This window comes from Pseudomonas moorei (assembly GCF_042846945.1).
Classification (GTDB): Bacteria; Pseudomonadota; Gammaproteobacteria; order Pseudomonadales; family Pseudomonadaceae; genus Aquipseudomonas; species Aquipseudomonas moorei.
In genome coordinates, this window is record NZ_AP035776.1 from 622,355 (window position 1) to 643,618 (window position 21,264).

Genomic DNA, 21,264 nt, shown 5'->3' on the forward strand with positions numbered 1-21,264 from the left:
GGGTTTGTCGACAGCGCTCGCGAGCGGTGTCGTTGAAAGTAGCCAGAATCGTTGCATTTTGCGGGTTTAGTGCGCAACCGTCATCCGTAAAGTGTAGATGTGCGGGAATTGTGGTGCCTTCGCCGGCCCCATCGCGAGCAGGTTCGCTCCCACATGGGATTTGCGGTGTACTCCAATCCATTGTGGGAGCGAACCTGCTCGCGATAGGGCCCTAAGACTCAACGAAGGTCTTGAGCGGTACTTGCATCTTACGCCCCCCACCCGCATAAATTGTTGCATGAACCTGCCCATCCCCGCAGACAGTGCCCTGAACGGCTTCCACCCCGCCGTCAGCGCCTGGTTCAGCAAGACCTTCGCGACGGTGACCGCCGCCCAGGCCCGGGCGTGGCCGTTGATCCGCCAGCGTCGCTCGACCCTGATCGCCGCGCCCACCGGTTCCGGCAAGACCCTCACCGCGTTCCTCGCCGTGATCGACGACCTGGTGCACCGTGGCCTGGCCCAGCCCGAAGGCCTGCCGGACGAAACCCTGGTGGTCTACGTCTCGCCGCTCAAGGCGCTGTCCAACGACATACGCATCAACCTGCAAGACCCGCTGGCCGGGATCACCGAACAGTTGCGCGTGCTGGGCTTGCCCGAACTGCGGATCACGACGGCCGTGCGCACCGGCGACACGCCGCAAAAAGAGCGCTCGGCGATGCGCAAGACGGCACCGCACATTCTGGTCACCACCCCGGAATCGCTCTACGTGCTGCTCGGTTCCGATTCGGGCCGGCAAATGCTCGGCACCACACGCACGGTGATCGTCGATGAGATCCACGCCATCGCCGCCAGTAAACGCGGCAGCCACCTGGCCCTGAGCCTGGAACGCCTGCAAGCGCTCTGCGCCGAGCCACTGGTGCGCATCGGCCTGTCCGCCACGCAGAAACCCATCGAAGCGGTGTCGCGCTTCCTGGTGGGCCGTGACCGACCGTGCGAGATCATCGACATCGGCCACGCCCGCCCACGGGACCTGGATATCGAAGTACCGCCGGTGCCGTTGTCAGCAGTGATGGCCAACGATGTCTGGGAACTGGTGTACGACCGCCTCGCCGCCCTCGCCCGCGAACACCGGACCACGCTGATTTTCGTCAACACCCGGCGCCTGGCCGAACGCCTGAGCCGCCACTTGAGCGAACGCCTGGGCAAGGACGCCGTGGCCGCCCACCACGGCAGCCTGGCCAAGGAGTTTCGCCTGGATGCCGAGCAACGGCTCAAGCGCGGCGAACTGCAAGTGCTGATCGCCACGGCGTCGCTGGAATTGGGGATCGACATTGGCGACGTCGACCTGGTCTGCCAGATCGCCTCGCCGCGCTCGATTTCGGCTTTTCTGCAACGGGTCGGTCGCTCCGGGCACCAGGTCGGCGGCACCCCCAAGGGCCGTTTGTTCGCCACCACCCGCGACGACCTGATCGAATGCGCCGCCCTGCTCGACTGCGTACGCCGGGGCGAACTCGATACCCTGCAAATCCCCGAGGCTCCGCTGGACGTGCTGGCCCAGCAGATCATCGCCGAAGTCAGTTGCCAGGAATGGCCGGAGGACGCGTTGCTGGCGCAGTTCCGCCAAGCCTCGCCCTACGCCGCGCTCGACGACAAACATTATCAGGCGCTGCTGCGGATGCTCGCCGAGGGCTACAACGGTCGCCAGGGCATCCGCAGCGCTTACCTGCACCGCGATGCAGTGACCCGCAGCCTGCGCGGTCGCCGGGGCGCCAAGCTGACGGCCGTGACCAGCGGCGGGACCATTCCGGACAACGCCGACTACAGCGTGCTGCTGGAGCCGCAAGGGTTGAACATCGGCAGCGTCAACGAAGACTTCGCGGTGGAAAGCATCGCTGGCGACGTCTTTCAGCTGGGCAATACGTCGTACCGGATCCTGCGGGTCGAGACCGGCAAGGTCCGGGTCGAGGATGCCCAGGGGCAGCCGCCGACCATACCGTTCTGGCTTGGCGAAGCGCCGGGGCGCAGCGCGGAACTGTCGTTTGCCGTCGCGCGCCTGCAAGCTCAACTCGACGAACTGCTCGGTGCCACGCCGGGCAACTTGCAGCCGAGTCTCGACTGGCTGACGCAGACGCTCGGCCTGAACCTGGCCAGCGCCGAACAACTGGTGGAATACCTGGCCCGCGCGCGCCAAGCCTTCGGCGCCCTGCCCTCGCAAGACACGCTGCTGATGGAACGGTTTTTCGACGAGTCCGGCGGCACGCAACTGATCATCCACACGCCATTCGGCAGCCGCATCAACCGCGCCTGGGGCCTGGCCCTGCGCAAGCGTTTCTGCCGCACCTTCAACTTCGAATTGCAGGCCGCCGCCAGTGAAGACGCCATCGTGCTGTCACTGTCCACCAGCCACAGTTTTGAGCTGGATGACGTGTGGCGTTACCTGCACAGCAACAGCGCCGAGCACACGCTGATTCAAGCCGTCCTCGATGCGCCGCTGTTCGGCGTGCGCTGGCGCTGGAATGCCGGGGTGGCGCTGGCGTTGCCACGCTATACCGGCGGGCGAAAAGTCCCGCCGCAGATCCAGCGGATGAAGAGCGAAGACCTGATCGCCAGCGTGTTTCCCGATCAGATCGCCTGCGTGGAGAACCTCGTCGGCGAGCGGGACATTCCCGACCACCCGCTGGTGGAACAAACCCTCGACGATTGCCTGCACGAAGCCATGGACAGCGAAGGCTGGCTCGCACTGTTGCGACACATGGAGCGCGGCGAGATCCGGCTGATCAGTCGCGATCTGCCGGCGCCCTCACCATTGGCGGCGGAGATTCTCAGCGCCCGCCCCTACACCTTTCTCGACGATGCGCCGCTGGAAGAACGCCGCACGCAAGCGGTGCTCAACCGCCGCTGGAGCGATCCGGAATCGACCGACGACCTCGGCGCGCTGGACGCCGAAGCGATCGCCGCCGTGCGCGAAGAAGCCTGGCCGGCCCCTAATGGTATCGATGAGATGCATGAGGCGTTGATGAGCCAGGCGTGCATCACCGAGGCTGAAGCCAAAGCCACCCCGAACTGGCTCGACTGGCTCAACACCCTGGCCGACAGCGGCCGCGCCTGCCGCCTCGACTCGTCGCTGTGGCTGGCACGGGAACGGTTGACCTGCCTGCGGGCGATTTATCCACAGGCTGATTGGCTGCCGGCACTGGAGGCGCTGCCGGGGTTCGATGAAGACTGGGACGCGGACGATGCGGTGCTCGAAGTCATCCGCGCCCGACTCAGTGCTTTTGGCCCGTTGCCGTTGAAGGCAATTGCCGATCCGCTTGGCTTGCCCGCAACACAGGTCACCCAGGCACTGGCGCAGCTGGAACGCGAAGGTTATGTGCTGCGCGGCCGCTTCACGCCGGGCGCGACCGAGGAACAATGGTGCGAGCGTCATTTGCTGGCGAGGATTCATCGCTACACGGTCAAGCGCCTGCGTCGGGAAATCGAGCCGGTGGCGTTGCAGGATTTCATGCGGTTTCTGTTCGACTGGCAGCACTTGTCCATCGCCACTCAGGGCCAGGGCAGTGCGGTGTTGCCGACGATCATCGCGCAGCTTGAGGGCTACCCTGGCGCCGCATCGGCCTGGGACAGCGACCTGCTGCCAGCACGCCTCAAGGACTATTCACCGAGCTGGCTGGATGACCTGTGCCGCAGCGGCAAACTGGTCTGGACCCGCCTCACCGCGCGCCACAAAAGCGCCGGCACCGCTCTGCGCAGCACGCCGATTCTGTTGTTGCCGCGCAATCGGGTCGGTCTCTGGAGCGACTTGACCGAGCAAACGCCCATCAGCGAGCTGTCGCCAAAAACGCAAAAGGTCCATGCCGCACTCAGTCAGCACGGCGCACTGTTTTTCGACGAGTTGACTCACGAGGCCCACCTGCTGCGCTCGGAGCTGGAAATCGCCTTGCAAGAGCTGGTGGGCGCCGGCCTGGTGAACGCCGACAGCTTCGCTGGCCTGCGGGCACTGATCACGCCGGCCAGCAAACGCCAGAACCGCAGCAGCCGTCGCGGGCGCGGCGCGTTTGTCGGTGGTATGGACGATGCCGGACGTTGGGCACTGTTACGGCGCCGGGCTGTCGCGCCAGTTGTGGATAACAAGCGGCCGCCAGTCACGCCTGCCGAGACCCTGGAACACATCGCCATGACCCTGCTGCGTCGTTATGGCGTCGTGTTCTGGCGCTTGCTGGAGCGCGAGGCCGATTGGTTACCGAGCTGGCGCGAATTGCTGCGCACCTTCCATCGACTGGAAGCGCGGGGAGAGATTCGCGGTGGACGCTTTGTCAGTGGCCTGGCGGGCGAGCAATTCGCCCTGCCCGAGGCGATTGCGCTGTTGCGCGAAGTCCGGCGCCGGCCCCATGACGGCAGCTTGATCGCGGTGTGCGGCGTCGACCCCTTGAACCTCGCCGGCACCCTGCTGCCCGGCCCCAAAGTACCGGCACTGGCGAGCAATCGACTGGTGTACCGCGACGGTTTGCCGGCCGCGGCCGAGATTGCTGGCAAACCGTATTTCTGGCTGGAGCTGGATCAACGGGCCATGACTGAAGTGCGCAATCGGCTGATCCAGCACAATCACCTGTAGCGGGCTTGCCAGCGATGGCGCCGGCAAATCCAACATTGATTCGACTGGCATACCGCAATCGCTGGCGAGCCAGCTCCAGATTGAGGTGTTATTGAGGACGCGGCGAATCGGGCATTAACACCGCCGAATGCTCTGGTTCAGCCGCCCCATCCTGCAGCGGCTCGACCCCGCGCTGCCTTGGCATCAAAACCTGCTGTGGATAAGTCTGCGCGAAATGCACCCACGGGCTGTTATCCACAAGCTTTTTCAAGCGCTGGTTGAACGCCCGGCTCACTGCGTACTGCCCACCCGACACGGTGCGAAACTGCGCCGTCAGCACCACGCCGTTGAGGTCCATCTTGTCGACGCCGAAAACATCCAGCGGCCCTTGCAGGTTGTACTTGAGGAACGGGTCGTCACTGATGGAATACCCGGCCTCGCGAATCAGGCCGATGGCCTGGTCGACATCGGTGTCATAGGTGAACTGCACCGAAAAGAACGCATAGGCAAACTGCCGCGATTGGTTGGTCACGGCCTTGATCTGACCGAACGGCACCGAGTGCACGAAGCCCTTGCCGTCGCGCAGGCGCAAGGTGCGAATGGTCAGGCCTTCGACCGTGCCGGCATGCCCGGAATCGAGCACCACCCAGTCGCCGATGGACAGGGTGTCTTCGATGATGATGAACAAACCGGTAATCACATCTTGCACCAGTTGCTGGGAACCAAAGCCGATCGCCAGACCGATGACCCCGGCGCCCGCCAGGAACGGCGCGACGTTAATGCCCAGGTTCGCCATGGTGGTGATGGCGCAGATCACCACCAGGATGATTTTGATCGCGTTGCGCAGCAGCGGCAGGATGGTTTTGACCCGCGTACTCGGCTGACGCGCCGAGCGTTTGTTGGTCGGTGGTTTGAGGGCTTCCTGAATCGCCGTGTCCAGTACGACCCAGACCATCCAGGTCACCAGGAAAATCAGGCCGATGTGGCTCAGTGAGTCGCTGATGGCACGGCCGAAAGAGTTGCTCACGGCAAAATCGAACAGCGACACGCCCCAGATGCGTCCGAGAACATCGATGAACACGATGGCCATGGCAATGCGCAACAACGCGTGGGACAAGCTCAGAAACCGCTCTTTGTACGCCCCGATGTGGCGCACCTCGGATTCGCTGTGGGACTTGAACAGATGATGCAGTGTGGTGCTCAGAAACACCGTGGCGATCAGCAACACGGTGGTGAGCAGCGCGCTGCGCAGCACTTTCTGATTGTCATCACCAATGCCGATCAGGTTGATGATCGAGACCAGTACCATCAACAGAATCGGCCAGTACCAGATACCGGAAAATATCCGCAGTGTTTCACGCAAGGCCGGCTGCGCCCGACGCTGGGCCAGCGGCAGGATCCGGATCACATGGGCGACCGGGCGACGCATGCGCAATACCAACAGGCCGAAGGCGATCGAGGCCGCCAGCCCGGTAAAGACGGCGATGCTGCTGGTGAGGTTGCTACCCAATTGATGGGCGATCTGCGGACTGGTCAGGGCATCGCTCAGCGCCACGAGAAAACCGATCGCGAACAGCGGCCGTGGGCTTTCCTGGCGAATGATGTGTACCGCACGGCGCTTGTGACCGGTATTGAACAGCACCGCCAGGGACATCACCAGGGAGGCGGCGAAGACACCGGCACTGGTGGCGTAGGCAAAGCACAAGGCCAGCGCCCGACCGGCCGACACGGGCAACACCTGACTGGCATAAATCGTCAGCGGCAAACTGATCACTGCGGGGACGCTGTAGGGCAAAACGTAGCCCAGTAACGCCTGACCACGTTCTCGACTGAGCAACACACGATGCTGGCACAGACGTTCGGTCAACCACCTGCCGAGTATCCAGAACAGACCGAAAACCCCGGCCCACACCGCCGTCAGCAGCAGGAAATCCCCCGACACGGCCCAGCCCGAACGGGCCGATGGGCGATTGACCAGTTGATCCACCTCATTGGCCGCACGGTCAGCGCGCAGGCGCCACGCGTTCAGCAGGTCTTCGTTGAGATCGAGCTTGCTCTGGACTTCATCGATGCTGGAACTGATGGCGCCCAACAGCCCGCCTTGCACCAGAGGTTCAGGTTGGGCCGCTGATGTCGCGGCGGTGGCGGCCGCCGGCAGGCCCGGTATCGCCGCTGCGGCTTCCAGCTCCTCGCTGCCGAGTAGCAACAACGCCCCCAGTAATATCGCTGTCTTGAGCTTGATCAACGCTTCGGCTCCTTTGGATAAGACTGTAAGGGACTGATCGGGAAATGCCGGTTAAGTTCGGTGATGGTTCACGGAGGAAGGGTTGTTTACCCTTCCGTGGTGAGGGACTTGGGCATATTTGACCGCTGCGCAAATATCAAATGCTCATCCCTGTATTTTTCCGCCTGCCTCAAAACCCGACACTGCGCTCCATCGAATCAACCCACCGGAGTTGCAGCCATGCCCATTGCCTTGCTCGCGCTGACCCTCAGCGCTTTTGCCATCGGGACGACCGAATTCGTCATCGTTGGCCTGTTACCCACCATTGGCGCCGACCTGGGTGTCAGCCTGCCGTCCGCCGGCCTTTTGGTCAGCCTGTATGCGCTGGGCGTCGCGGTCGGCGCCCCCGTGCTGACCGCCCTCACCGGCAAAGTACCGCGCAAAATGTTGCTGTTGTCGCTGATGGTGCTGTTCACCCTGGGTAACCTGCTGGCCTGGAAAGCGCCGAGCTATGAATCGCTGATCATTGCGCGGATCGTCACCGGCCTGGCCCACGGGGTGTTTTTCTCCATCGGCTCGACCATCGCCACCAGTCTAGTGCCCAAGGATAAAGCCGCCAGCGCGATTGCCATCATGTTCACCGGACTGACCGTGGCGCTGGTGACTGGCGTGCCGTTGGGCACCTTCATCGGCCAGCATTTCGGCTGGCGTGAAACCTTTCTCGCCGTGTCCGCACTGGGTGTCATCGCGTTCATCGGCAGCCTGCTGTACGTGCCGAAAAACATCGCCCACAGCAAACCCGCGTCGTTGTTGCAGCAATTGCAGGTGCTCAAGCAGCCACGGTTACTGCTGGTGTACGCCATGACGGCGGTTGGTTACGGCGGTTCGTTCATTGCGTTCACCTTCCTGGCACCGATCCTCCAGGACATTTCCGGCTTCAGCGCCAGCACCGTCAGCCTGGTGCTGCTGGTCTACGGTGTCTCGGTGGCCGTGGGCAACATCTGGGGCGGCAAACTGGCGGACAAACGCGGTCCGATCAGCGCCTTGAAAATCATCTTCAGCCTGCTCGCCGCCGTGCTGTTCGTACTGACTTTCACGGCCAGCAACCCATGGCTGGCGCTGGCCACCGTGCTGGTCTGGGGTGCCGTGGCCTTCGGCAATGTGCCGGGGTTGCAGGTGTACGTAGTGCACCAGGCCGAACATCACACGCCAAACGCGGTCGACGTGGCTTCCGGCCTGAACATCGCCGCGTTCAACCTCGGCATCGCTGGCGGTGCCTGGGGAGGTGGCTTGATCGTCGCGCAGATGGGTTTGATTCATACGGCGTGGATTGGTGGCCTGGTGGTGCTGGTGGCACTGGCGCTGACGGCCTGGAGCGGTCGCCTTGACCGCTTGGGTCCGGTGTATGCCGAATCCTCGACCCGTATCGTCGTCGGTCACTGATCCCCCGTAGGAGCCAGCCTGCTGGCGATGGACTCCAGTGCACCGCGTTTATCCAGATCACACGCGTTATCGTTGACGCCCATCGCCGACAAGCCGGTTCCTACAGGTTTTGCGGTGATCAGTGAAATACCTGCCACCTGTAGTCCCGTCGAAACTTTCGCCCTTGCCCCGCAGTCATCAAAAGACAGGGGCACTCGGACCGGAGGCGACATGGCGGCGATTCATATCGGGATTTCAGGTTGGCGCTACACGCCTTGGCGGGGGGATTTCTACCCGAAGGGCCTGGCCCGGAAGCGCGAATTGCAATTCGCTTCGCGGGCGGTCAACAGCATCGAAATCAATGGATCGTTTTACGCCCTGCAACGGCCAGAGCGCTATGCCGAGTGGTACAACGACACACCGGCGCAGTTCGTTTTTAGCGTCAAGGCCCCACGTTTCATCACTCACATCAAGCGCCTGCGCGACATTCATAAACCCCTGGCGAATTTTTTCGCCTCGGGGGTTCTGGAGCTGAAAGAAAAGCTCGGCCCGATCCTCTGGCAATTCCCGCCCAACTTCAAATTCGATGCCGATCTGTTCGAAACCTTCCTCGAACAATTACCCCACGACACCGAACAAGCCGCCGCCCTCGCCCGCCAGCACGACGCGCACATCAATGGCCACGCCAGCCTGAAGGCCCACAAGAAAAAGCCGGTTCGCCACGCCGTGGAAATCCGCCATGACAGCTTCATCGACCCGGCGTTTGTGCGTTTGCTCAAGCGCTACAACACCGCGTTGGTCATCGCCGACACCGCCGGCAAATGGCCGTACCGTGAAGACATCACCAGCGACTTCGTCTACCTGCGCCTGCACGGTGACGAAGAGCTCTACGCCAGCGGCTACACCCCGCAGGCGCTGAAACGCTGGGGTGACCGGATCGAGGCCTGGCAGCATGGTCGGCAACCGGATGACCCGCATCTGATCGCGCCGAGGCTCAAACCCAAGGCGTGCAAGTCCCGCGAGGTGTTCTGCTATTTCGACAATGACATCAAAGTCCGTGCGCCCTTCGATGCGCGGCGCTTGCTCGAACGCTTCGACCTCGACAAGAACCTGGCCACCGCCCCCGGCGAGCCGGCTGCCGAAGGAGTGCTGGCATGAGCATTCCCGACCCGGTTGGCGTCACCGACGAGCAAGCGCTCATCGAGCCCCTGGTGCACCGTTTCACTGTCCTGACGGTCAATACCCACAAAGGCTTCACCGCGTTGAACCGGCGTTTCATCCTGCCGGAATTGCGCGAAGCGGTGCGCAGTGTGTCTGCTGATGTGGTGTTTTTGCAGGAAGTCCATGGCACCCACGAACACCACCCCAAGCGCTATGACAATTGGCCGGCGATGCCGCAATACGAATTCCTCGCCGACAGCCTCTGGCCGCAGTTCGCCTATGGGCGCAACGCGGTCTACCCGGCGGGCGATCACGGTAATGCGCTGCTGTCGAAATTCCAGATCGTGCGCCATGACAACCTCGACGTGTCGATCAGCGGCCACGAGAATCGCGGCCTCCTGCATTGTGTATTGCGCTTGCCCGGCGAAGGCCCGGAGGTGCATGCCATTTGCGTGCACCTGGGCCTGCGTGAAAGCCACCGCACTGAACAGCTCAAGCTGTTGGCCCGTCGCCTGGAACAACTGCCCGGTGACGCACCAGTAATCATCGCCGGTGATTTCAACGACTGGCGCCAGCGCGCCGATGCCTTGCTCAAGCCTTGCGGCTTGCGCGAAGTCTTCGCCGAACACCAGGGCAAACCGGCGCGCAGTTTTCCCGCGCGATGGCCGGCTCTACGCCTGGACCGCATCTACGTACGCAACCTGAAGGCCAGTGGCCCGCAGGTACTGACAAACCGCCCTTGGTCACACCTTTCCGACCACGCACCGCTTTCGGTGGAGATCGAGCTATGAGTGCTTCGCCGATGGATAAAACCACCGTCGCCCCGGTTCCCGCGCCCCCGGTCAGCGAGCCGGCAGCCGTCGATGTCGAATACCGTTGGCACGGCAACAATCGAGTCGAGTTGCTGGAAAACGGCGAAGCCTATTTCCCCCGAGTGTTCGAGGCCATGCGTCAGGCCAAAAGCGAAATTCTCCTGGAAACCTTCATCGTCTTCGAGGACAAGGTCGGCGCAGAACTGCAGGCCGTACTCATCGATGCGGCCCGGCGCGGCGTGCGTGTCACCGCCAGCTTCGACGGGTTTGGTTGCGGAGAACTGAGCAGCGGTTACCTCGCCGCCCTCAGTGACGCCGGTGTGCATTTGCAAATGTTCGACCCGGCGCCCAAACACCTGGGCATCCGCACCAACTGGTTTCGGCGCCTGCACCGCAAGATCGTGGTCGTCGACGGAACCTTCGCGTTTCTCGGCGGGATCAACTTTTCCGCCGACCATCTGGCCGACTTCGGCCCGGAGGCCAAGCAGGATTACTCGGTTGAAGTACAAGGCCCGGCGGTGGCCGACATCCATCACTTTGCCCTGCTGCAATGCGGTCGCCCGGTGCACGCCAGGTACTGGTGGCAACGGCGTCGACAACGCCGCTCGGAGTTGGCGTTCAGCGATCACGATGGACAGGTGCGCCTGGTGTATCGCGACAACGGCGAGCATCGGACCGACATCGAAGAGGTTTACCGACAGGTACTGCGTACAGCGCAACGGCGCGTGGTGATTGCCAATGCTTACTTCTTTCCCGGCTATCGACTGCTGCGCGAAATTCGTAACGCAGCCCGTCGTGGTGTCGAGGTGCGGCTGATTCTGCAAGGTCAGCCGGACATGCTGGTGGCCAAGCTCGCGGCGCGCATGACCTACGACTACCTGCTCAAGTCCGGTGTGGCGATCTACGAATATTGCGACCGCCCGCTGCACGGCAAGGTCGCGCTGGTGGATGAGGACTGGAGCACGGTCGGTTCCAGCAACCTCGACCCCCTGAGCCTGTCGATGAACCTGGAGGCCAATGTGTTGATCCGCGACCGAGGGTTCAACCGGCATCTGTTCGAACGCCTTGAAGATCTCAGTGACAACCATTGCAAGGTCATGTCGGTCGACAACGCACCGCGCGGCCGCGTCTGGCACATGACCGTGGGTTTTCTGGTCTTCCACTTCCTGCGGCACTTCCCGGCCTGGGCCGGTTGGTTGCCGGCACATAAACCCCGCCTCAAGGCCTTCACCGCGTCGACCCGGAGTGAGCCATCATGAGCCGCACTGAAGCCCGTGCGATGCGCAACGCCGAACAGCGGGTCAAGTCGCGCTGGAGCCGCTGGAAGCGACCATTGACGCTGCTGTTTTTTCTGGCGCTGATCGTGCTGTTGACGATGTTCGCCCAGCGCATCGAATGGAACGAGGTGTTCGATACCCTGGCCGACTTCAAGGTGCGCACGCTGATCATCGCGTCCGGGCTGACCCTCACGAGTTTTGTGGTGTACGCCTGCTTCGACCTGGTCGGTCGCACCTACATCCGCCAGGACCTCACGTGGAAACAGATCCTGCCCGTCGGGATCATCAGTTACGCCTTCAACCTCAACCTGAGCGCCTGGGTCGGCGGTATCGCCATGCGTTATCGGCTGTACTCACGACTCGGTGTGAGCAAAGCCAACATCGCGAAAATCCTCGGTCTGAGCCTGGCCACCAATTGGTTTGGCTACATGGTGATTGCCGGCGCAGTGTTCAGCAGCGGTCTGGTGCGCATGCCGCCCGGCTGGACACTCAGCAGCGGCGCGCTGCAAGGGGTGGGCGTGTTACTGCTGCTGGTGAGTGCGGGCTATCTGGCCGCGTGCCGGTACTCAACCCGCCGGGAATGGGCCATTCGCGGCGTGGAAATCAACCTGCCGTCGCTGCGCATGGCCATCGTGCAACTGGCCCTCGGGGCCTTGAATTGGTCGTTGATGGCGGCGGTGATTTTCACCCTGCTGCCGAGCAAACTGGATTACCCGCTGGTGCTTGGCGTGCTGCTGATCAGCGCCATCGCCGGGGTGATCACCCACATCCCGGCCGGGCTCGGTGTGCTGGAGGCAGTGTTCGTGGCGCTGCTGCAACATGAGGTGTCGCGGGGCAGCTTGGTGGCGGGGCTACTGGCTTATCGGGCGATCTACTTTCTGCTGCCGTTGTTGATCACTCTGGTGATGTATCTGGTGGTGGAGGCCAAGGCCAAGGCGTTGCGGATCTCGAAAAAGCCCCAGTGACTGCTGCTGTCTGAAAGGACGCGATGGCGTTCTTAGAGGAACCCAATATCACCGGGACTGAATGATGCTCAGCCGCTCACCCACCACCATTTCCGTGATCCAGTCCACGAGGATCGAGGTATAGGCCTGCTGTGAAACGGGATCACTCAGGGCATGGTCGGCACCGTCGATGATGCAGTGCGTCAACGAGTGGGTTTGCTGACAGGCCGCGCGATAACTCATGATGGTTGCGTGGGGCACGTAGTCATCGGTCTCGGACTGCACCAGCAGCACATCCCCGGTAAATTGCGAACAGGCATGCAGCGCCCGGTTGCCATCGGCGCGCACCAGGGTGCTGCGGTAATCGCGCAGATCGAGCTTGTCCAGATCGCGCTTGGGTGTGTGCCACTGTTCGTCGCGGTACAACGCCGGCACCCGCAGCGCCAGCCAACGTACGGGGCGCAACGAAGTCAGGATCGCGGCCAGGTAACCACCATAGCTGGTGCCGACCACGGCAATCGCCGAGGTATCCAGCGCCGGGTGAGCGAGCAAGCGATCGTAGGCCGCCAGCAGGTCGCGCAAGTTGTCTTCACGGGTCACCCGGGACAACGGAATACCGGTGCCGCCGGTATGCCCGCGCAGGTCGAAGGTCAGGCACACACAACCCAGGCCGGCGATGCCTTTGGCCCGTTCCAGGTCGCGCTCCTGACTGCCGCCCCAGCCGTGCACGAACAACACGCCGGGGACCTTTGATTTGGGGCTGAGAAAAGTCCCGCTCATCTGTTCGTCATCGATGTCGATTTGAATGCTTTCGCTTCTAGCCGTCATAGGTTTTGACCGTTACGTACTTGAGGAGAAAATCACTGTCTTGCGCCGGTCCGCGATACACCTCGATGGCGTGCGCCGGCAAAGGCTGTTCGATGTAGGTTTCCACCGAAGACACACGAATCGCGCGCATATCCGGATCGTTGACGAAGCTCTGCAAGGCCGCCACCTCGGCACTGCTGGCACCGCCCATGCGCCAGGATTGTTCGAGCACGCCGCTGCGTGGCTTGCCGTCGCTGGCCATGCCCTGGGCAATGTCGTAATTGCGCCGCGACGCATAGAAACCGGGGTAGGCTTCATCCGCGGCGCTGTCGAACACTTGTGCCTGCTGGATTGCCAGCCGCACGTCATCGGGCAGGTCCAGCTTCAGTAAATCGTCGTATCCACCCTGCACCACCAACAGGTTGGAACCACCATAGACCTCTTCGCCGTGGGCGTCCTTGGTCAAATATTGATCACCGCAATAACTCAGCACTTTGTCGCCGATGAAACTCTGACCAACGCTGTGGGTAGTGACCTGGTCCAGGTCCTGCTCCAGCACCACGCCTTCGGTGAACAGGGTTTTGGCCTCGGGTCGGGCAAGGATTTCATCGAACTGGTCGAGGCTCCTGATGACTTCCTGACCCCGCCCGGCGCACGCGTGAATCGGCTTGAGGCGGATCGGGCCGGTGTAAAGCAGGTGCTCCGCCGCCGGCCGCGCATCGTCGAAGGAAAACACGCTGAGACCATCAAGCACCACATGGCGCACCCGTTGGGAAAACAACGGCGACCAGCCATGGGGAGCATGGGCCAGATGGTTACGCAAACCGTGACTGATGGCTTTGGTGCAGATGAAGTCATGCTCGACGTAACCGCCCCACAAATCTTCAGGCCCCTTGACGCCCAGTTGCCGGGCGGCGGCAGCACCGACCAGGGTTTGCGTCGGCAGCAGGTAAAGTTCACGACCGAGATGCTGCGTCGGGTCGTAACTGCCGCCGTACTTGAGCCCGAGAATGTGCGCCAGCCAGCGGGCCAGCGAGCGATTGGTTTCGACTTCGTGCAACGGCGCGTCGGAACGCACCGAGTGGGCGACTACCAGCTTTTTGCGGCTTGTTGGGGTCATGCGTCCCCCTTCAATCGGCGCCAGATGAATGTAGCTTTGGGGGTGCAGAGATCAGGCCAATCGCGGCTGAAAAGAAACGCAATTCAAATCAGCCGGTTACGCGAAAGGTGGTGGCATCGGGCCTGTTTTATTCTGCACGACTGCATGTCTTGTTCTGGCATTTTGCATGATCGATGCGTGACACCTTTGGGAGCGCACTACAAGGATTGGCCACGATTGGCTGTATTCGGCGTCACGCCAAATCGCGTCCGGTAATCACTCGGCGCCAGCCCGGTGATTTTCTTGAACGTCGAGCGAAAGGCGCCCGGGTCCTGATACCCCACGGTCCAGGCTATGTGATCGATGGTGCCATTAGTGAATTCGAGCATTTCACGCGCTTTGCCAACCCGCAGGTGCTGGCAGTACTCGGTGGGCTTGAGCCCGGTGGCGGCACGGAACCGACGCAGGAACGTGCGTTCCTCCAACCCTGCCCGCTCGGCCATGGACGTCAGCGACACATCGGTGGCACCGGTGCTTTGCAGCCAGTGTTGAACCTTGAGGATCGACGCATCGCCATGGTTGAGAATCGGCGCGAAGTTGCTGCCGCACTCGCTGGCGCTGTCACTGTGCTCCACCACCAGAAAACGGGCGGTGCCAGTGGCGATACTCGGCCCCAACAAGCGATTCACCAGGCGCAGCCCCAGCTCCGACCAGGCCATCAGCCCGGCGGTCGTGATCAGGTCGCCGTCATCGACGATGGGGGTATCGGCCTTGAGCTTGATTGCCGGGTAACGTTCGGCGAACGCCTTGGCCGAGGTCCAATGAGTGGTGGCGCTACGGCCGTCGAGCAGTCCGCTTTCGGCCAGCAGAATCGAGCCCACGCAGACACCACCGAGGGTCGCGCCATTGGCATGTTGCTGGCGCATCCAGCGAATCAACGCCTGCGATGCCTGGCCTTCGCGGAACCCGGCAATCGACGGCGGAATCAAGACCGCCACCAAGGCGCCGTCCACCCCTGGATGGCTGTCGTACACCCGCGCTGGCGCCTGCTCGCCGTCCACTTGCCAATGACTGACCCGCAGCAGAGGCAACTGCGCCGCCTGATGTTCGGCGGCGATCCGGTTGGCCACCCCGAACAGGTCCGTCAACCCATGCACCGCCGCCATTTGCGCGCCGGGATAGATCAACACGCCCAGTTCGGCGATCGCCCTTTGTGCATCCATTGTCAGTTTTCCCCCTTCTATTGTCGGTGCGGCCAATCCCTGGAGGGCGTGCGTGGGCCAATACTTGATTCCACATCCAACCCGTACTTCAAGGAAACAGTCATGGCCAAGCAAGCCCTCATCCTAGTCGATATCCAAAACGACTACTTCCCCCAAGGCAAGTGGCCACTGGTCGGCGCCGATGCCGCGGCGGACAACGCTGTACGCCTGCTCAAAGCCTTCCGTGATGCTGGCGATTCGGTGGTGCACATTCGCCACGAGTTCACCTCCGACGCCGCACCCTTTTTCACCCCGGGCTCCGAAGGCGCGAAGCTGCACCCCAAGGTCCTCAACCGTGCTGAGGAACCAGTGGTGCTCAAGCACTTCGTCAACTCATTCCGCGAAACCGAACTGCAGTCGATCCTCGACGAACAAGGCATCAAGGAACTGGTGGTCGTCGGCAGCATGAGCCACATGTGCATCGACGGCATCACCCGTGCCGCCAACGACCTCGGCTATAGCGTCACGGTGATCCACGACGCCTGTGCCTCCCGTGACCTGGAGTTCAACGGCCTGACCGTTCCGGCGGCCCAGGTGCACGCGGCCTTCATGTCGGCCTTGGGTTTTGCGTATGCGAAGGTGATCTCCAGCGACGAGTTTCTGTCTGCCAGCCAGGGTTAGTGCCTGAGCTTGCCGTACCCGGTACCGGATTGATCAATCCAGCGCCCACAAAAAAGGCCCGACGCTTTTAGCGCCGGGCCTTTGTGTTTAGAACGGGTGAAGCGGGTTATCAGAATGGAATATCGTCATCAAAGCTGTCGAAATCCGGAGCCGGTTGCGGCGCGGCTTGTTGCGGTGCCGGACGCTGTGGCTGCTGTTGCGGTGCAGGACGTGGAGCCTGCTGGCGCGGAGCGGATTGCTGGTAGTTGTTACCGCCGCCCTGGCCTTGCTGGTCGCCCTGTGGACGGCCACCCAACAGCTGCATGGTGCCTTGCATGTCGACGACGATTTCGGTGGTGTAACGCTTGATGCCGTCTTTTTCCCACTCGCGGGTCTGCAGCTTGCCTTCGATGTACACCTGCGAACCTTTACGCAGGTACTCGCCAGCGATCTCTGCAACTTTGCCGAACATCGACACACGGTGCCATTCGGTCTTTTCGACTTTCTGACCGGTTTGCTTGTCAGTCCACTGCTCGCTGGTCGCCAGACTCAGGTTGGTCACGGCGTTACCGTTAGGCAGGTAGCGAACTTCAGGATCCTGGCCGCAAGTGCCGACCAATATGACTTTGTTAACCCCACGGGCCATTACGTTCTCCTAGGCTACGCACGCTGCCTCGGCCGGGTTGTTCACCAGGCGCTCAAGGGTGGTGCGATCCAATAGTTCGGTGTCCAATTTGATGTAAATGGCCGCTTCATCAGCGACGATCACTGCATCTGTTACCCCTACGACCGCCTTCAGGCGCTCAACCAAACCCGCTTCGCGGATCGCCTCGGGCGACAACGGCAAGCGCAGGCTCGTGACGTAGGGAGGTTCGCGCATGGTAACAGCAAAGGCCAGCCAGAGGGCAGCCAGACCCGCGCATCCAAGGAACACAACCGACAAACCGCCATGCTGGAACAACCAGCCACCGAGGATGCCGCCCAGTGCGGAACCCAGGAACTGGCTGGTGGAATACACCCCCATGGCCGTGCCCTTGCCGCCGGCCGGTGAAACCTTGCTGATCAGCGATGGCAAGGAAGCTTCCAGCAGATTGAACGCAGTGAAGAACACCACCGTCCCGATCACCAGAGCCCGCAAGCTGTCGCCGAACTGCCAGAAGAATAGCTCAGTGAACATCAGCGTCACGACGGCGCCGAGCAAAACTCGTTTCATTTTGCGTTTCTTCTCGCCGTAGATAATGAACGGGATCATGGCGAAGAAGGAAATCAGCAGCGCGGTCAGGTACACCCACCAGTGCTGCTCTTTAGGCAGCCCGGCTTTTTCGACCAGGGCCAGGGGCAATGCAACGAAACTCGACATCAACATCGCGTGCAACACAAAGATGCCCAGGTCCAGGCGCAGCAGGTCCGGGTGCTTGAGCGTCGGAATCAGTGCCTGACGCGCGACGCCGGACTCACGGTGCTGCAACGGCCCGGTGGAACGCGGCACCATGAACATCACGATCACAATGCCGAACAGCGCCATGCCACCTGTGGCGAGGAACAATCCGCTCAGGCCGAAAGCACGCGTCAGCAAAGGCCCGACCACCATGGCGACGGCAAACGACAGGCCAATCGTCATGCCGATCATGGCCATGGCCTTGGTCCGATGCTGTTCCCGGGTCAGGTCTGACAACAACGCCATGACCGCAGCGGAAATCGCCCCGGCACCTTGCAGGATACGTCCGGCAATCACGCCCCAGATGGAATCGGCGCTGGCCGCCAGGACGCTGCCGAGGGCAAAGATAATCAAACCGAGGTAAATCACCGGGCGGCGGCCGATGCGGTCTGAAATGAAACCGAAAGGAATCTGGAAAATCGCCTGGGTCAGGCCGTAAGCGCCAATCGCCAGCCCGATAAGGGCCGGGGTCGCTCCCGCCAGGTCCATCCCATAGGTCGCCAATACCGGCAACACCATGAACATGCCAAGCATACGGAAGGCAAACACCAGGGCCAGACCACTCGCCGCGCGGGTCTCGCTGCCACTCATGCGTTCGCTGTGGGGATCGTGCATGGAAAAACCTCATGTGAACCGGCGGCGATTCTACCAGTCCCATCGATTGGCGGGGTATATCGCGACGCTTTGACGCGCTCATCTGACAGACTCTTCATGTAAGCCAATCCTCCCGTCATTTGATAGTGTGCATCCATCCAGTATTTGGCCGTATACTCCTACGTTTTCGACGCCCGCCAAGCGAGGCCACTTTGGACAAGATCCTGATTCGTGGGGCTCGAACCCACAACCTGAAGAATATCGACCTGACCCTGCCAAGGGACAAGCTGATCGTCATCACCGGCCTGTCCGGCTCCGGCAAGTCGTCCCTGGCTTTCGACACCCTGTACGCCGAAGGCCAGCGCCGCTACGTCGAATCATTGTCGGCCTATGCCCGCCAGTTCCTGTCGATGATGGAAAAGCCCGATGTCGACACCATCGAAGGCCTGTCGCCGGCCATTTCCATCGAACAGAAGTCGACCTCGCACAACCCGCGCTCGACGGTCGGCACCATCACCGAAATCTACGACTACTTGCGTCTGCTTTATGCGCGGGTAGGCATTCCTCGCTGCCCCGATCACGATATTCCGCTGGAGGCTCAGACCGTCAGCCAGATGGTCGACCTGGTTCTGGCGCAACCGGAGGGCAGCAAGCTCATGCTGTTGGCCCCGGTCATTCGCGAGCGTAAAGGCGAGCACCTGTCGGTGTTCGAAGAGCTGCGTGCCCAGGGCTTCGTGCGCGCCCGGATCAACGGTAAGTTGTATGAGCTGGATGAAGCGCCCAAGCTCGACAAACAAAAGAAGCATTCCATCGATGTGGTGGTCGACCGCTTCAAGGTCCGCGCTGACCTGCAGCAACGTCTGGCCGAATCCTTCGAGACGGCGCTAAAGCTGGCGGACGGCATCGCCCTGGTGGCACCGATGGACGACGAGCCGGGTGAAGAGATGATCTTCTCCGCGCGCTTCGCCTGCCCGATTTGCGGCCACGCCATCAGCGAACTCGAACCCAAGCTGTTCTCTTTTAACAACCCGGCCGGCGCCTGCCCGACGTGTGATGGCCTGGGTGTGAAGCAGTTTTTCGACATCAAGCGACTGGTCAATGGCGAGCTGACCCTGGCCGAAGGCGCGATTCGCGGCTGGGACCGGCGCAACGTCTATTACTTCCAGATGCTCGGCTCGCTGGCCTCGCACTACAAATTCAGCCTCGAGGTGCCGTTCAACGAACTGCCCGGCGATCAGCAGAAATTCATCCTGCACGGCAGTGGCTCGCAAAACGTCGACTTCAAGTACCTGAACGACCGTGGCGACATCGTCAAACGTTCGCACCCGTTCGAAGGCATCGTGCCGAACCTGGAACGCCGCTACCGCGAAACCGAATCGGCTTCGGTGCGCGAAGAGCTGGCCAAGTTCCTCAGCACCCAGGCCTGCCCGGATTGCCGCGGCACCCGTCTGCGGCGTGAGGCGCGGCATGTATGGGTCGGCGAGAAAACCCTGCCCGCGGTGACCAACCTGCCCATCGGCGATGCTTGCGACTACTTCGGCGAGCTCAAGCTGACCGGACGTCGTGGGGAAATCGCTGACAAGATCCTCAAGGAAATCCGCGAGCGCCTGCAGTTCCTGGTCAACGTCGGTCTTGATTACCTGTCGCTGGATCGCAGCGCCGACACCTTGTCCGGTGGTGAGGCCCAGCGTATTCGCCTGGCCAGTCAGATCGGCGCCGGCCTGGTCGGCGTTCTCTACATCCTCGACGAGCCGTCGATTGGCTTGCACCAGCGCGACAACGACCGGTTGCTCGGCACGCTCAAGCATCTGCGGGACATCGGCAACACGGTGATTGTGGTCGAGCACGACGAAGACGCGATTCGCCTGGCAGACTACGTGGTGGATATCGGCCCGGGCGCCGGGGTTCATGGCGGACATATCGTCGCCGAAGGCACGCCGGCCGAGGTCATGGCTCACCCAGACTCGCTGACGGGCAAGTATCTGTCGGGTCGGGTGAAGATCGAAGTGCCGGCCAAACGCACGCCGCGCAACAAGAAGCTGTCGATATCGCTCAAGGGCGCTCGCGGCAACAACTTGCGCAACGTCGACCTCGAGATTCCGATCGGCCTGCTGACCTGTGTGACCGGTGTATCCGGCTCAGGCAAATCGACCCTGATCAACAACACGCTGTTTCCTCTGAGCGCCACGGCACTCAACGGCGCAACCACACTTGAAGCGGCCGCTCATGACAGCATCAAGGGTCTGGAGCATCTGGATAAAGTCGTCGATATCGACCAGAGCCCGATTGGTCGTACTCCGCGCTCCAACCCGGCGACCTACACCGGGTTGTTCACGCCCATTCGCGAGTTGTTCGCCGGCGTGCCGGAGTCGCGCTCCCGTGGTTACGGGCCGGGGCGCTTCTCCTTCAACGTGAAGGGGGGACGTTGCGAGGCCTGCCAGGGCGATGGCCTGATCAAGGTAGAGATGCACTTCCTGCCAGACATCTACGTTCCTTGTGATGTGTGCAAGAGCAAGCGCTACAACCGCGAAACCCTGGAGATTAAGTACAAGGGCAAGAGCATCCACGAAACCCTCGAGATGACCATCGAGGAAGCGCGGGAGTTCTTCGACGCGGTACCGGCACTGGCGCGCAAGCTGCAGACGCTGATGGATGTGGGCCTGTCGTACATCAAGCTGGGGCAATCAGCGACCACGCTGTCCGGTGGCGAAGCACAACGGGTGAAACTGTCCCGCGAGCTATCCAAGCGCGACACAGGCAAGACCCTGTACATCCTCGACGAGCCGACCACGGGCCTGCACTTTGCAGATATCCAGCAATTGCTCGACGTGTTGCACAGACTGCGCGACCACGGCAACACGGTTGTGGTGATCGAGCACAACCTGGATGTGATCAAGACCGCTGACTGGTTGGTGGACCTGGGGCCGGAAGGCGGCTCCAAGGGCGGCCAAATCATTGCCGTCGGCACACCGGAGGAAGTTGCAGAGATGAAACAGTCTCATACCGGCTTCTACCTGAAACCGCTGCTGGAACGCGATCGAGCCTGAGTCCGGG

The 21,264-nt window shown here is 61.9% G+C and carries 14 protein-coding genes; 8 read left to right on the forward strand and 6 right to left on the reverse strand.

Features of this window, described 5'->3' with window-relative positions:
* Positions 1-277: 277 nt before the first annotated feature.
* Positions 278-4,591, forward strand: coding sequence for a DEAD/DEAH box helicase (locus ACGJAX_RS03010; protein WP_390957387.1), 4,314 nt, complete (start codon positions 278-280; stop codon positions 4,589-4,591).
* An 88-nt stretch (positions 4,592-4,679) separates the two neighbouring features.
* On the opposite strand, the gene ACGJAX_RS03015 is transcribed toward ACGJAX_RS03010, so the two are convergent.
* Positions 4,680-6,815, reverse strand: a complete 2,136-nt coding sequence (locus ACGJAX_RS03015) for a mechanosensitive ion channel family protein (RefSeq protein ID WP_090325580.1) — start codon at positions 6,813-6,815, stop codon at positions 4,680-4,682.
* Between the two features lie 219 nt (positions 6,816-7,034).
* On the opposite strand from ACGJAX_RS03015, the gene ACGJAX_RS03020 reads away from it, so the two are divergent.
* The 5 genes from ACGJAX_RS03020 to ACGJAX_RS03040 all read left to right on the forward strand — a co-directional run bounded on the left by ACGJAX_RS03020 (position 7,035) and on the right by ACGJAX_RS03040 (position 12,431).
* Entirely contained in the window at positions 7,035-8,237 is a 1,203-nt protein-coding gene (locus tag ACGJAX_RS03020; protein ID WP_390957388.1) for an MFS transporter, read from the forward strand.
* A 210-nt stretch (positions 8,238-8,447) separates the two neighbouring features.
* Positions 8,448-9,374: a DUF72 domain-containing protein gene (locus ACGJAX_RS03025; RefSeq protein WP_390957389.1), complete on the forward strand. Its 927-nt coding sequence runs from the start codon at positions 8,448-8,450 to the stop codon at positions 9,372-9,374.
* The gene (locus ACGJAX_RS03030; RefSeq protein WP_390957390.1) at positions 9,371-10,168 is read left to right on the forward strand and encodes an endonuclease/exonuclease/phosphatase family protein; all 798 of its coding nucleotides are present in this window, start codon (positions 9,371-9,373) and stop codon (positions 10,166-10,168) included. The genes ACGJAX_RS03025 and ACGJAX_RS03030 overlap by 4 nt, the downstream gene beginning before the upstream one ends.
* Entirely contained in the window at positions 10,165-11,448 is a 1,284-nt protein-coding gene (gene clsB / locus ACGJAX_RS03035; RefSeq protein WP_090325590.1) for a cardiolipin synthase ClsB, read from the forward strand. The genes ACGJAX_RS03030 and clsB overlap by 4 nt, the downstream gene beginning before the upstream one ends.
* On the forward strand, positions 11,445-12,431 hold the full coding sequence (locus ACGJAX_RS03040; RefSeq protein WP_390957391.1) for a lysylphosphatidylglycerol synthase domain-containing protein: 987 nt from the start codon (positions 11,445-11,447) through the stop codon (positions 12,429-12,431). The genes clsB and ACGJAX_RS03040 overlap by 4 nt, the downstream gene beginning before the upstream one ends.
* 48 nt (positions 12,432-12,479) lie before the next feature.
* On the opposite strand, the gene ACGJAX_RS03045 is transcribed toward ACGJAX_RS03040, so the two are convergent.
* From ACGJAX_RS03045 to ACGJAX_RS03055, 3 genes are all read right to left on the reverse strand, one after another.
* On the reverse strand, positions 12,480-13,238 hold the full coding sequence (locus ACGJAX_RS03045; RefSeq protein WP_390957392.1) for an alpha/beta fold hydrolase: 759 nt from the start codon (positions 13,236-13,238) through the stop codon (positions 12,480-12,482).
* Positions 13,228-14,337 carry a DUF3182 family protein gene (locus ACGJAX_RS03050; RefSeq protein ID WP_390957393.1) on the reverse strand — a complete coding sequence of 370 codons (1,110 nt, stop codon included), beginning with the start codon at positions 14,335-14,337 and terminating at the stop codon, positions 13,228-13,230. Before ACGJAX_RS03050 ends, ACGJAX_RS03045 begins: the two co-directional genes overlap by 11 nt.
* 197 nt (positions 14,338-14,534) lie before the next feature.
* Entirely contained in the window at positions 14,535-15,539 is a 1,005-nt protein-coding gene (locus ACGJAX_RS03055) for a GlxA family transcriptional regulator (protein WP_090325598.1), read from the reverse strand.
* 102 nt (positions 15,540-15,641) lie between these two features.
* On the opposite strand from ACGJAX_RS03055, the gene ACGJAX_RS03060 reads away from it, so the two are divergent.
* The gene (locus ACGJAX_RS03060) at positions 15,642-16,199 is read left to right on the forward strand and encodes a cysteine hydrolase family protein (RefSeq protein ID WP_390957394.1); all 558 of its coding nucleotides are present in this window, start codon (positions 15,642-15,644) and stop codon (positions 16,197-16,199) included.
* 109 nt (positions 16,200-16,308) lie between these two features.
* On the opposite strand, the gene ACGJAX_RS03065 is transcribed toward ACGJAX_RS03060, so the two are convergent.
* The gene (locus tag ACGJAX_RS03065) at positions 16,309-16,824 is read right to left on the reverse strand and encodes a single-stranded DNA-binding protein (protein WP_007970128.1); all 516 of its coding nucleotides are present in this window, start codon (positions 16,822-16,824) and stop codon (positions 16,309-16,311) included.
* A 9-nt stretch (positions 16,825-16,833) separates the two neighbouring features.
* The gene (locus ACGJAX_RS03070; RefSeq protein ID WP_248915658.1) at positions 16,834-18,231 is read right to left on the reverse strand and encodes an MFS transporter; all 1,398 of its coding nucleotides are present in this window, start codon (positions 18,229-18,231) and stop codon (positions 16,834-16,836) included.
* 191 nt (positions 18,232-18,422) lie between these two features.
* Here ACGJAX_RS03070 and uvrA point away from each other — a divergent pair, with 191 nt between their 5' ends.
* Entirely contained in the window at positions 18,423-21,257 is a 2,835-nt protein-coding gene (gene uvrA, locus ACGJAX_RS03075; RefSeq protein WP_248915659.1) for an excinuclease ABC subunit UvrA, read from the forward strand.
* The last annotated feature ends 7 nt before the right edge of the window (positions 21,258-21,264 follow it).

What these genes read in the sequence shown, in the direction of transcription:
- ACGJAX_RS03010 (WP_390957387.1), top strand. Translation starts at nt 278, where the DNA reads ATGAACCTGCCCATCCCCGCAGACAGTGCCCTGAACGGCTTCCACCCC.
- ACGJAX_RS03020 (WP_390957388.1), top strand. Translation starts at nt 7,035, where the DNA reads ATGCCCATTGCCTTGCTCGCGCTGACCCTCAGCGCTTTTGCCATCGGG.
- ACGJAX_RS03025 (WP_390957389.1), top strand. Translation starts at nt 8,448, where the DNA reads ATGGCGGCGATTCATATCGGGATTTCAGGTTGGCGCTACACGCCTTGG.
- ACGJAX_RS03030 (WP_390957390.1), top strand. Translation starts at nt 9,371, where the DNA reads ATGAGCATTCCCGACCCGGTTGGCGTCACCGACGAGCAAGCGCTCATC.
- clsB (WP_090325590.1), top strand. Translation starts at nt 10,165, where the DNA reads ATGAGTGCTTCGCCGATGGATAAAACCACCGTCGCCCCGGTTCCCGCG.
- ACGJAX_RS03040 (WP_390957391.1), top strand. Translation starts at nt 11,445, where the DNA reads ATGAGCCGCACTGAAGCCCGTGCGATGCGCAACGCCGAACAGCGGGTC.
- ACGJAX_RS03045 (WP_390957392.1), bottom strand. Translation starts at nt 13,238, where the DNA reads ATGACGGCTAGAAGCGAAAGCATTCAAATCGACATCGATGACGAACAG.
- ACGJAX_RS03050 (WP_390957393.1), bottom strand. Translation starts at nt 14,337, where the DNA reads ATGACCCCAACAAGCCGCAAAAAGCTGGTAGTCGCCCACTCGGTGCGT.
- ACGJAX_RS03055 (WP_090325598.1), bottom strand. Translation starts at nt 15,539, where the DNA reads ATGGATGCACAAAGGGCGATCGCCGAACTGGGCGTGTTGATCTATCCC.
- ACGJAX_RS03060 (WP_390957394.1), top strand. Translation starts at nt 15,642, where the DNA reads ATGGCCAAGCAAGCCCTCATCCTAGTCGATATCCAAAACGACTACTTC.
- ACGJAX_RS03065 (WP_007970128.1), bottom strand. Translation starts at nt 16,824, where the DNA reads ATGGCCCGTGGGGTTAACAAAGTCATATTGGTCGGCACTTGCGGCCAG.
- ACGJAX_RS03070 (WP_248915658.1), bottom strand. Translation starts at nt 18,231, where the DNA reads ATGCACGATCCCCACAGCGAACGCATGAGTGGCAGCGAGACCCGCGCG.